General features: G+C 65.0%; 11 protein-coding genes, 1 pseudogene and 1 riboswitch. Of the genes and pseudogenes, 7 read left to right on the forward strand and 5 right to left on the reverse strand.

Going from position 1 to position 10,848, the window contains the following annotated elements; translation table 11 throughout:
• Positions 1-133: pseudogene (locus WAN02_RS17120) on the reverse strand (MerR family transcriptional regulator); the annotation flags it as partial.
• 134 nt (positions 134-267) lie between these two features.
• On the opposite strand from WAN02_RS17120, the gene WAN02_RS17125 reads away from it, so the two are divergent.
• Both WAN02_RS17125 and WAN02_RS17130 read left to right on the forward strand, forming a co-directional pair.
• The gene (locus WAN02_RS17125) at positions 268-717 is read left to right on the forward strand and encodes an Hsp20/alpha crystallin family protein (RefSeq protein ID WP_422265427.1); all 450 of its coding nucleotides are present in this window, start codon (positions 268-270) and stop codon (positions 715-717) included.
• Positions 718-798: 81 nt separating this feature from the next.
• Entirely contained in the window at positions 799-1,494 is a 696-nt protein-coding gene (locus tag WAN02_RS17130; protein ID WP_422265418.1) for a GAF and ANTAR domain-containing protein, read from the forward strand.
• Between the two features lie 4 nt (positions 1,495-1,498).
• Here the strand turns inward: WAN02_RS17130 and WAN02_RS17135 are convergent, their stop codons facing one another.
• From WAN02_RS17135 to thiC, 3 genes are all read right to left on the reverse strand, one after another.
• Positions 1,499-2,122 (reverse strand): alpha/beta family hydrolase, encoded by a 624-nt coding sequence (locus WAN02_RS17135; protein ID WP_422265428.1) that lies wholly within the window; start codon positions 2,120-2,122, stop codon positions 1,499-1,501.
• Positions 2,122-2,952 (reverse strand): bifunctional hydroxymethylpyrimidine kinase/phosphomethylpyrimidine kinase, encoded by an 831-nt coding sequence (thiD, locus tag WAN02_RS17140; protein ID WP_422265419.1) that lies wholly within the window; start codon positions 2,950-2,952, stop codon positions 2,122-2,124. Before thiD ends, WAN02_RS17135 begins: the two co-directional genes overlap by 1 nt.
• Positions 2,949-4,583, reverse strand: a complete 1,635-nt coding sequence (gene thiC / locus WAN02_RS17145; RefSeq protein ID WP_422265420.1) for a phosphomethylpyrimidine synthase ThiC — start codon at positions 4,581-4,583, stop codon at positions 2,949-2,951. The genes thiD and thiC overlap by 4 nt, the downstream gene beginning before the upstream one ends.
• Positions 4,574-4,684, reverse strand: a riboswitch (TPP riboswitch). (Overlaps the previous gene by 10 nt.)
• Before the next feature lie 159 nt (positions 4,685-4,843).
• Between thiC and WAN02_RS17150 the strand changes: the two genes are divergently transcribed.
• The 4 genes from WAN02_RS17150 (at position 4,844) to WAN02_RS17165 (ending at position 10,258) form a co-directional block, all read left to right on the forward strand.
• Positions 4,844-5,515: a PAS and ANTAR domain-containing protein gene (locus WAN02_RS17150; RefSeq protein WP_422265429.1), complete on the forward strand. Its 672-nt coding sequence runs from the start codon at positions 4,844-4,846 to the stop codon at positions 5,513-5,515.
• 101 nt (positions 5,516-5,616) lie between these two features.
• Entirely contained in the window at positions 5,617-6,015 is a 399-nt protein-coding gene (locus WAN02_RS17155) for an STAS domain-containing protein (protein ID WP_422265421.1), read from the forward strand.
• The gene (locus tag WAN02_RS17160; protein WP_422265422.1) at positions 6,012-9,920 is read left to right on the forward strand and encodes a SpoIIE family protein phosphatase; all 3,909 of its coding nucleotides are present in this window, start codon (positions 6,012-6,014) and stop codon (positions 9,918-9,920) included. The genes WAN02_RS17155 and WAN02_RS17160 overlap by 4 nt, the downstream gene beginning before the upstream one ends.
• Complete coding sequence (locus WAN02_RS17165) at positions 9,917-10,258, forward strand: STAS domain-containing protein (protein ID WP_422265424.1); 342 nt, start codon at positions 9,917-9,919, stop codon at positions 10,256-10,258. The genes WAN02_RS17160 and WAN02_RS17165 overlap by 4 nt, the downstream gene beginning before the upstream one ends.
• Before the next feature lie 4 nt (positions 10,259-10,262).
• Here the strand turns inward: WAN02_RS17165 and WAN02_RS17170 are convergent, their stop codons facing one another.
• The gene (locus WAN02_RS17170; protein ID WP_422265430.1) at positions 10,263-10,541 is read right to left on the reverse strand and encodes a hypothetical protein; all 279 of its coding nucleotides are present in this window, start codon (positions 10,539-10,541) and stop codon (positions 10,263-10,265) included.
• Positions 10,542-10,604: 63 nt separating this feature from the next.
• Between WAN02_RS17170 and WAN02_RS17175 the strand changes: the two genes are divergently transcribed.
• Positions 10,605-10,848 (forward strand): Rv1535 domain-containing protein (locus WAN02_RS17175; RefSeq protein ID WP_422265426.1); only part of this gene is annotated, 244 nt, incomplete at its 3' end.

Here is a 10,848-nt window from a genome sequence, read left to right on the forward strand (position 1 = left end):
GGCCGTGACTCTCGTAGAGCCGTAACGACTGCACTGGAATGCCGGAAAGTTCAGCGGCTACCGAAATGCCGTACACGCCGTGGCTACCGGCAGGCTGGTGCTGCGTATCAGGTCGATCGTTCGTCAAAGTCATCCTTGGCTACGACTGTAGGAAACCTTTCTAGCACACTTGCGACTTAATTTTCTGCGTGCTATATAAAATCTGTGTTGCAAGGCACAGATTGTGGATGACACACACAGGAGATTGGAGAGGCAGGGGTGACCACCATGCTGATGCGTACCGACCCATTCCGCGAGCTGGACCGTTTCACCCAGCAGGCGCTGGGCACGGCCGCTCGTCCAGCCGTGATGCCGATGGACGCGTGGCGTGAAGGCGATGCGTTCTTCGTCGAGTTCGACTTACCTGGCATCAACCAGGACTCGCTGGACCTCGACATCGAACGCAACGTCGTGACTGTTCGTGCCGAACGTCCGGCCGTCGATCCGAATCGCGAGATGCTCGCCACTGAGCGGCCACGCGGAATATTCAGCCGCCAGCTAGTTCTCGGTGAGAATCTCGACACCGACCGCATCGAAGCCTCCTATCAGGAGGGCGTGCTTCGGCTCCGTATTCCGGTGGCAGAGAGAGCCAAGCCACGCAAGATCACGATCGGTCGTGGCGACGCGCACCGAACCGTCAACGACAAAGCCACCAAGCACGAGATAATCAACGCCTGACGCCGCGATGGGTGGCAACGGGCTGCGAAGTAGGCGGTCCCGTTGCCACCCATTGGAATTCGCCCGAAACAGGAGGTTGCGGTGTCGACCGTCGACCCGTCAGGCGTCTTCGCGTCCTTAGCTGAGATCGCCCGAGAAGCCGCAACGCCGAAAGAGATGTACCCCGCGATATGTGTCGCGGCAACATTGATAGTCCCCGGATGCGACCATGCCAGCCTGATGATCTGCCGTGACGGCGTGTACAGCACGGCCGCCGTGAGCGACCCAATCGCGCGCCGGATCGACGAGCTGGAGTTGGCAATTGGTAGCGGCCCGTGCCTGGACGCGATCGAAGAGTCCACCGCTCAAATTCAGACCGACCTGACCGCGGATAGTCGGTGGCCGTCGTTGGCGAACCGGGTGCTCGCTGAGACACCGGTGCGTGGCGCGCTGAGCGTTCGGCTGCCGGTAGACCGGGCCCGGGCCGGCGCACTCAACCTTTTCTCCGATCGAGCCAATGCCCTCGACGAGCGATCAGTCGAGTGTGCGCTGGTGTTGGGCGCGTTCGCCACGATCGCCACGAATGCCGCGGCGCGGAGCGAAGACGCCGCCTCGCTGCGCCGCGGACTCGCCAGCAGCCGCGCGATCGGCAAAGCCATCGGCATGGTGATGGTGCTGAACGACGCGTCGGACGAGGACGCCTTCGGCATGCTGCGCCGAACATCGCAGGAGACCAACGTCAAGCTTGCCGACGTCGCGGCCGGCATTGTGCGAAAGCGCAGCCGCCGCCCGGCCTGATGACTTACCCGCGGCCAAGCAGTCGCAGCGCCGCGGCCACCGCCAAGCCGGGCACGTCGAGCGTCTTGGAGCCCAGATCGTGTCGCGCACCGGCGATCTCGACGATCTGCGTCGGCCCGGGAATCAGCGCCGCGGCGCTGCGCACCTCATCCGGAGTGCCGAACGGATCCGATGTGCCGTGGGTGAACACTGTCGGCACGGCGATGTCGGGCAGATGTTCGGTGCGGGCCCGTTCCGGCTTGCCCGGTGGATGCACCGGATAAGAGAACAACGTCAGCACGTCGACATGCGCAACTTTGTCGGCCACCACCATCGACGTCATCCGACCGCCATAGGAATGGCCGCCGGCGATCAGCGGACCGTCGGCCAGGCCGCGGCAGACGGTGATGGCCTCGACAATGCCGACGCGATCGGTGGCCGCCGAACCCGACGGCGGACCCTTGGGTCGTCTTCGCCGGTAGGGCAGGTTGTAGCGGACGGCAAGCCAGCCGCGTCGGGCCCACTCGTCGCAAAGTCTTTGCAGCAGCGGCGATTCTCTGCTGCCGCCGGCACCGTGCGTCAGCACCACCACACCGGCCGGCGTCTCTTCTGGTTCGTGGGCGACGCCCGCGATCTGTTCGAGGTCGATCACGAGTGCAGCCTGAACAACGGAGACACCGGACCGTGGCCGTGTCCGAGTGGATAGGCAGTCCGCAGACATTCGGTGACCCAGCCTTTGCCGAACGAGACCGCGTCGAGCACCGGGTAACCGTGCGCCAGCGCGCAGGCCGTCGCGGCGGCTAATGTGTCGCCCGCGCCGTGGTCGTTAGTGGTATCAACCCGCGGTGCAGCGAATTCGTGAAAGTCGTTGCCGTCGAACAATAAATCAGTGCTTCGGGCCGACCCTTGCAGGTGTCCGCCCTTGACCATTACCCATTTCGGCCCCAGCACGTGCAGGGCGCGGGCCGCATCGGCCTGAGTCTTCGGATCGACGACGTCGATACCGACCAGAAGTCGTACCTCGTGCAGATTAGGTGTCACCAATGTCGCCAGTGGAAACAGTTCGGACCGAAGGGAATTCAGTGCGGCATCGTCGAGCAGCGGATCGCCGTGCATCGATGCGGCGACAGGGTCGACCACCAGTGGCACACCGGCACCGTGCTCGCACCAACTCTGCGCGACCGCGTCGATGATCTCGGCCGACGCGAGCATCCCGGTCTTCGCGGCATGCAGTCCAATATCGTCGCACACCGCCGCGATTTGAGCGGCGACCACCTCAGTCGGAGTTTTGTGAAAGCCCTTTACGCCCATCGAGTTCTGCACTGTCACCGCAGTTATCGCGCAGAGCGTGTGCACGCCCAACAGCGTGCAGGTGCGGATGTCGGCCTGAACCCCCGCGCCCCCACCGGAGTCCGATCCGGCGATCGTCAGCACCCGCAGTGGCGTCGTACCCGACGGCGCCAGCGGAAGGTAACTCACTGGGCGAGCGGCAGATACACCCGGTTGCCGTGCTCGGCAAACTCGACCGACTTCTCCGCCATAGCCGCCTCGATGGCTTCTTCGCTGTCGAGTCCATGCTTGGCTGCGTACTCCCGAACGTCCTGGGTGATTCGCATCGAGCAGAACTTCGGCCCGCACATCGAGCAGAAGTGGGCGGTCTTGGCCGGCTCGGCCGGCAGCGTCTCGTCGTGATACTCCCGCGCGGTGTCGGGATCCAGCGACAGTGCGAACTGGTCGTGCCACCGGAACTCGAAGCGCGCCTGCGACAATGCGTTGTCGCGCTCTTGTGCGTGCGGATGCCCCTTGGCCAGATCGCCGGCGTGGGCGGCGATCTTGTAGGCGATCACGCCGTCCTTGACGTCCTTGCGGTCGGGCAGGCCGAGGTGCTCTTTGGGCGTGACGTAGCACAGCATCGCCGTTCCGGCCTGCGCGATGATCGCCGCGCCGATCGCCGACGTGATGTGGTCGTACGCCGGTGCGATGTCGGTGGTCAGCGGCCCCAGCGTGTAGAAGGGGGCCTCTTCGCACAGCTCCTCTTCCAGCCGTACGTTCTCGACGATCTTGTGCATCGGCACGTGGCCCGGGCCTTCGATCATCACCTGCGCACCATGGGCTTTCGCGATTTTGGTGAGCTCGCCCAGGGTACGCAGCTCGGCGAACTGCGCGGCGTCGTTGGCGTCGGCGATCGATCCGGGCCGCAGTCCGTCGCCGAGTGAGAACGTCACGTCGTACTGGGCGAAGATGTCGCACAGTTCTTCAAAGTTGGTGTACAGGAACGATTCCTGATGGTGGGCCAGGCACCAGGCGGCCATGATCGAACCACCACGGGACACGATGCCGGTCACCCGCTTGGCGGTCAGCGGCACGTACCGCAGCAATACCCCGGCGTGCACGGTCATGTAGTCCACGCCCTGCTCGCACTGCTCGATCACGGTGTCGCGGTACATCTCCCACGTCAGCAGCGTCGGGTCGCCGTTGACTTTCTCCAGCGCCTGATAGATCGGCACGGTGCCGACCGGCACCGGTGAGTTACGCAGAATCCATTCGCGGGTGGCGTGAATGTCTTTGCCGGTGGACAAGTCCATGATGGTGTCGGCGCCCCAGCGGGTGGCCCAGACCATCTTGTCGACCTCCTCGGCGATCGACGACGTCACCGCCGAGTTGCCGATGTTCGCGTTGACCTTCACCGCGAACGCCTTGCCGATGATCATCGGCTCGCTCTCGGGGTGGTTGTGATTGGCCGGGATCACCGCGCGACCGAGGGCAACCTCGTCACGAACCAGTTCGGCCGGCATCTGCTCGCGGGCAGCGATGTAGGCCATCTCGGCGGTGATCTCGCCGGCCCGGGCCCGCTGCAGCTGGGTGCCACGGTCGCGAACCACACCCGGGCGCGGCGGCAGGCCGGCCGTCACGTCGATCGCCGCGTCGAGGTCGGTGTAGGGGCCGGAGGTGTCATACAGGTCGAGGTGTTCGCCGTTGGAGAGATTGACCCGGCGGAACGGGACCTTGCCGGCGGGCCCGTCGGGGGACACCTCAACGTCCCGGTAGACCTTCTGACTGCCGGCGATCGGGCCGGTGGTCACGGTCGGTTCGACTGCTAAATCGGTCATTTCTCTCTCCCTACGTCGGCATTACCCGATCAGGTTCTTACGGTCGACGGCCCCGAGCCGTCCTCTCAGCGCACCGGGCGTGCGCTCCCGCGTATCCATTGCGCTTCCACGCTAGCGCAGCCGGGCGGCGGCGCACAGGCGTGCAGAAATTCACGGTCCGATCGAGGGCTTGCCCACCCAATCAGGTCGTGCCTAATCGGTAGGCAAGCCGTGTTCATGGTGGAAGGATATGTGGGGTGCGGGAGGTGGCCGGAACAAGCATCGGGATCGATGCCTGGCCAGCCCGGTGGCCGGCGGTCGACGACGAGAAGCCGGGCGTGGGGGCTTTCCGATTCTGGTTCGTCGGTCAGCGCTGGGAGTGGTCGGACCAGCTGGCCCGGATGCACGGCTACGAACCCGGGACGGTCGAGCCCACCACGGAGTTGCTGCTCTCGCACAAGCATCCCGACGACCGCGGTCATGTCCAGGATCTGCTCGACCGGGCACTGTTGTCCCAGGGCTCGTTCTCCAGCCGTCACCGCTTCGTCGACACCGCCGGTACCGTGCACGAGGCGATCGTGGTGGCCGACCGGATGTCCGACGAGACTGGCGCAGTGGTCGGTACTGTCGGTTACTACCTCGACCTCACCGCGACCTTCGTCGAGACCCGCCAGGTGGCCCTCGACGAGGCCTTGCCCGACCTATTCGAGGCGCGCGCCCTGATCGAGCAGGCCAAGGGCCTGCTGATGGCGATCTACCGGGTCAGCCCCGAACAGGCCTTCGGCGTGCTGCGGTGGCGATCGCAGGAGACCAACACCAAGCTGCGTTCGTTGGCGAAGCAACTCATCACTGAAAACGCCACGTTGCCCCCGCCGTCGGCGGAGACCCAAGCCATCTTCGACCATCTGCTGTTAACAGTGCATCAGCGTATTCCGGATGAATCCACCACGTAAGCGCGCTGCCAGATAGGCTCGACCAGACGGTGGACAGCAGGGCCGGGCGACGTTGCCGTCCAGCGGGTCTGGACCAATACCCGTGGTCCCAGGCTGACGAATTGAGTGCATCGAAGCGGGTGAGCGCGATGGATTTGCTGGTGGTCGACTCTGAGGTTCGACCAGAAGCCGTGCTGGTGCATGCCATCGGGGAGATCGATTCCAGCACCGCCGAGCAGCTGCGGTCGCAGTTGAAGTCGGCACTGAAGCAGGCCGAAAGCCAAGAATCTCGATTGCTGATCCTCGACTTGCAAGGCGTGACGTATTTCGGCAGTGCCGGTCTGAACGCTGTGCTGGATTGTCACAAGCAAGGTGTGCGGGCTGGGACGTCCGTTCGGTTGGTCGCCGATAACGGCCTGGTTGTTCGCCCGATCGAGGTGACGAACCTGGATAGCCTGCTGGACCTCTATCCCACGTTGCCCGATGCACTGGAAGGCCGTAATTCCGAGCAGGGGTCGTGAGCGGAGAGCAACGCCCCGGCTGGCCACGCGATCCCAAGGTTCTGCCACCTGACCTCGCCGCGGCTGTGGCGCTCGGTGGGCAAATGGGCCGGCGGTTCGCTGAATTCGATTGGACCGCTCATCCGCTCGGGTCGCCGCAGTCGTGGCAGCCGGAAGTGCGGTCCGCGGTCGCGGTGGTGTTGACATCGCGCTTTCCGATCGTGTTGTGGCTGGGTGCCGAGGATCTGTTCCTGATCTACAACGACGCCTACATCGCAATCCTCGGTGACCGGCACCCGGAGGCGTTGGGTCAACGGGGCCAGTACGCCTGGTGGGACATCTGGGAGCCGATCAGCCCGATGCTCGCCAGCGTGATCGCGACCGGCGAAGCAACCTGGTCGCACGACCTGATGCTGCCGATGGTGACTGCGGGCCGCCGTCGGGAAAGATATTTCACCTTCACCTACAGTCCGCTGATCGGCGACGACGGCAAGACCTACGGGATCTTCTGTCCATCTTTCGAAACCACCGAACGCGTGCTGAGCGAGCGCCGGCTGTACCTACTGAACGCGGTGGCCTCGGCTGTGATGGATACCAACTCGATTGACGATGCGGCCAATGCAACGGTCAAGGTGTGCGCCGAGCAACCCGCCGATGTGCCGTTCGTCGCGGCCTACATCGGCGATCCCGTGACAGGCGAGGTGACCCTTCACGGAGCGACGCACTCGGTGCTGCCGTTGTTGCCGAGAACGTTGGCGAACCTGACCAAATCCGAGCGGGTGCCGCGGACGAGGTCGGAGACGCAGGTCATCGAGAACGTGGCAGCAAGGATCGACGGCATCCACGATGTATTGGCCGACGATTGTCCCGACCTGGCGCTGGTGCTGCCGTTGGGCGAGGGCCCGGCGGCCGGGGCTCTGCTGGTCGGAATCAACCCGCTCTGCCCGTTGGACGAGCAGTACATCGGATTTTGCCAGTTGCTCGCCGACCAGTTGTCTTCGGCGATGGCGTCCGCGGTGTCCTACGAGCAGCAGCGGCAGCGGGCGGATGCGCTCGCCGAACTCGACCACGCGAAGACGGCATTCCTGACGAACGTCAGCCACGAGTTCCGTACCCCGCTCACACTGCTGTTGGGGCCGCTCGACGATGCGTTGTCGGACAGTGGCTCGGACAGCGCTCTGACGAATCGGCTGACCACAGCACGGCGCAACGCGGGACGCCTGCAACGACTGGTTGATTCGCTGCTGGACTTCTCCCGCATCGAAGCCGGGCGCGCGACCGCCGCCTTGCTGTGCACCGATGTCGGCGCGTTGACGTCGGAGATCGCGTCGTCGTTCTCCGAACTGTGTCAGCGGGCCGGGCTCGAGTTGGTGCTGGATTGCCGGCCGGCGGTGGCCGACGTAGATCCGGGCATGTGGGAGACCATCATGCTCAATTTGCTGTCCAACGCGGTCAAGTACACGCTGACGGGCTCGATCACGGTCACCGTGCACAGCGATTCGTCGTTCTGCCGCATCATGATTCGAGACACCGGCGTAGGCATCGCCGAGGCCGACCTGAAGCGACTGGGTGAGCGGTTCTTTCGCGCCGACAGTGCGCACGGGCGCAGCGTCGAAGGCACCGGTATCGGGCTGTCGCTGGTGCGCGGGCTCGTCGAGCTCCAAAACGGAAGTGTCGAATTCGCCAGTGAACTCGAGCGCGGCACCACGGTCACCATCAGGTTGCCGCGGTCGGTGGCGGGCAGGCCGGTCGGCCATTCACCCGCCGCGCTGCTGGACAACCCGTACGTCGTCGAGGTGGACCAGTGGGTGACGCCGTTGGCGACGTCGTCGCAGGATGCCGCGCCCGTATCCGACGGGCGCGAGTTGGTACTGATCGCCGACGACAACGCCGATATGCGAACGCATTTGGATCGAGTGCTGTCGGCGCATTGGCGAACGGTACTCGTTGCCGACGGGCTAGAGGGCATCGAAACCGCTCGTAGACTTCGCCCGAGTGTAGTTGTAACCGACGTGATGATGCCGCGTCTCAACGGCTTTGAATTCGTCGCTGCCATTCGCGCCGACCCAGCGCTGGCGGCCACTCCGGTGGTGATGCTGTCCGCGCGGGCAGGCGCCGAAGCCGTCAGCGAGGGTTTCTCCGGCGGGGCCGACGACTACCTGCCAAAACCGTTCAGCTCACAGGATTTAATCGATCGTGTCACGGCGCGTCTGTCGGCTGCCGCGCGCGAACGCGCCAATCGGCGATTCAGCGACGCCCGGGCGCAGGAGGCCTTGAATTTCGCGCAGCTCGACGCGGCCCTGCAGGCCGCCGAGTCCAGTGCCGCGATCGTCGACGCGCTGCAGGGTGCTGCATACCCCTCCGGTGATCCGCCGATCATCTGTCTGGGGTTGCTCGACGCCGAATCCACAAACCTCCGATTCCAATACAGCGCCGCGGTACCGGCCGAGATACGCGACCGCTACCACGTCGCGTCGATGGACACCCCGATCGTGCCCGTCGACGTCATCAGAACCGGTCAACCGATGGTCATCACGGACACACTCAGTCTCGGCTCGCGTTATGGGCATGTGGTGACCGAAACGCACGACGCGGTGCGGTCGTGCATCAGCCAGCCACTGCGCGGTCTGGACGGAAAGGTCATCGGCTCGCTCGGCATGCTGTGGTCGACACCGCGAGAATTCGATCCCACTGAACTCGATTGGGCCGCACAGATTGCCAAGATCACCCAGTCGACAGCCGACCGGATCCGCAACGCTCAGCGGGAGCATCGGATCGCGGTGGACTTCCAGGATCATCTGCTCGATCTCGACCACGGGTCGACCGCGGCGGTTGTCGCAGCGGTCTACCAACCGGGCGGTGAGTCGATGCGCGTCGGTGGTGACTGGTATCTCGTGGTGCCGCTGGAACATCAGGGCCGGGTTGCGATCTCCGTCGGCGACGTCGTCGGGCACGGCCTGCCCGCCGCGATCGCAATGAGCAGGTTGCGTGCGGCGGTGGCGGCCAGCGCGCTCACCGACGCCGACCCTGGGGCGGTGCTGACCTCGTTGGACCGATACGCGGCGACGGTGCCGGGTGCGCGCTGCGCCACGGTCAGCTACGCGGTGATCGATGTGGAGACCGGCGACGGCACTGCCCGCGTCAGCTATTCCTGTGCGGGACATCCCTATCCGCTGCTCGTGACCCCGGACCAACCGCCGGTGTTCCTGTCGGCCGGCCGGCGCGTGCCGGTGGCCGCCTGGGAAAGCCCGCTCAAACAGAACACCGCCGTCCACGAGTTGGCGCCGGGCAGCCTGATCCTGCTCTACACCGACGGACTGATCGAGCGGCCAGGAGAGACGCTCGATGAGGGATTCGCCCGGCTTCAGGGTGCGGCCGCATACCGCGCCGATCTCCCGGTCGGGGATCTGTGCGACGAGCTGCTGGACCGGATGGCTCCGCCCGGCGGTTACACCGACGACGTCGTGGTGTTGGCGCTGCGCCCGTGCCACAGCTCGGCCCGCAGTTTCGCTACCGCGGTTCCCGCCTCGCTGGATTACATCGCCGAGGCGCGACATCGATTGCGCGACTGGATTTCCGGCGTCGACGTGGACCCACGGCGCGAATCCGACATCTTGTTGGCCATCGGGGAGGCGGTGACCAATGCGATCGAGCACGGCAGCGGAGCCGACGCCACCAAGACGGTCTCCATCGAAGCCTTTGTTCGCGGTCACACGATCACCGCGACGATCAGCGACGCCGGTCAATGGTCGGGCGATTCGTCGGCCAGCCAACGCAGCCTGCAGCGCGGCCGCGGGCTGACGATGATCAACGGCCTCGCCGACGACGTGAAGACGTCGCGAACTCCGGGTGGCACGCGAATCACGCTGAGCTTTGAGCGTGCGGTTCTTCCCGAGTCCGGTCTGGTGGAGGGCGTGAAATCGTGAGCAGCGCGGAATTTCAGCTGCAGGTCGCAGAAAACGGCGATGGGTCAGCACCCGCCGAGGTGACGGTGACCGGCGAGGTCGACGCCTCGAACGTCCGCGCATTCGCCCGATCGGTGGAGGAACTTCCGGGCGCACGACCGGTCATCCTTCAGTTGAGCAACATCAGATATCTGGACAGTGCCGGGTTCGCGGCTCTGGATCGCCTGCTCGCGGACAATGCGATCCTCATTGTTCTGGCGCCGAACAGCTTCATGTATCGGGTGGCCGAGCTGATGTGCATGCCGATCCACCACGACGTCGAGGCCGCACGCCAAGTGCTGCAGGACGACGCGAGCTGAGGCGCTACTCCGCGTCCTCGATGGCCTCGCCGAGCTCCTCGAGCAGCCTGTTGTGGTGGTTGCTGGCCAGCAGGTGGCCAGCCGCGATGACCAGGGCGACTGGCCAGTCGATGAGCTCGAACGCAGCTAGAGCCGCTATGCCACCGTAATAGGCCAGCGCTTCGGGTCGCGGAATCTCTACCTGACCGATAACCGGCAGGTTGAGCGCGAACGTCTCGCCTTCGCGGATCTGGGCGACGGCTTCGGCCTGGGAGGTTTCGCGCCGCGCGTTCTTTTCGGCCATCATTTGCCTTTCAGTAACTTAAGCGTTGCCATTGTGACTGGTGATGCGGTCACCCTCGGGGTTATGTCGACGACCGATTCTCTCGCCGACCCACTAGGCGGAGCTGTGGCTGGCCTTCTGACCGTTCCTTTGATCCAGTTGTACGCCGTTCTGTGGCGCGTGGGCGCTGTGGACGTCGTGGGGACTCGGTCGGAGTCGGATCGGTCAGAGTCGACTGGGCGGCCTCGAGCTCCAAGGGGCGCTTATCTGCGAACGCGCGGGTCGCGACGGCCATCGCGGCGGTCGCAGCCCCGGCTGAGCCCAGCGC

Origin of the sequence: Mycobacterium sp. (assembly GCF_049281135.1) — a bacterium.
Classification (GTDB): domain Bacteria; phylum Actinomycetota; class Actinomycetes; order Mycobacteriales; family Mycobacteriaceae; genus Mycobacterium.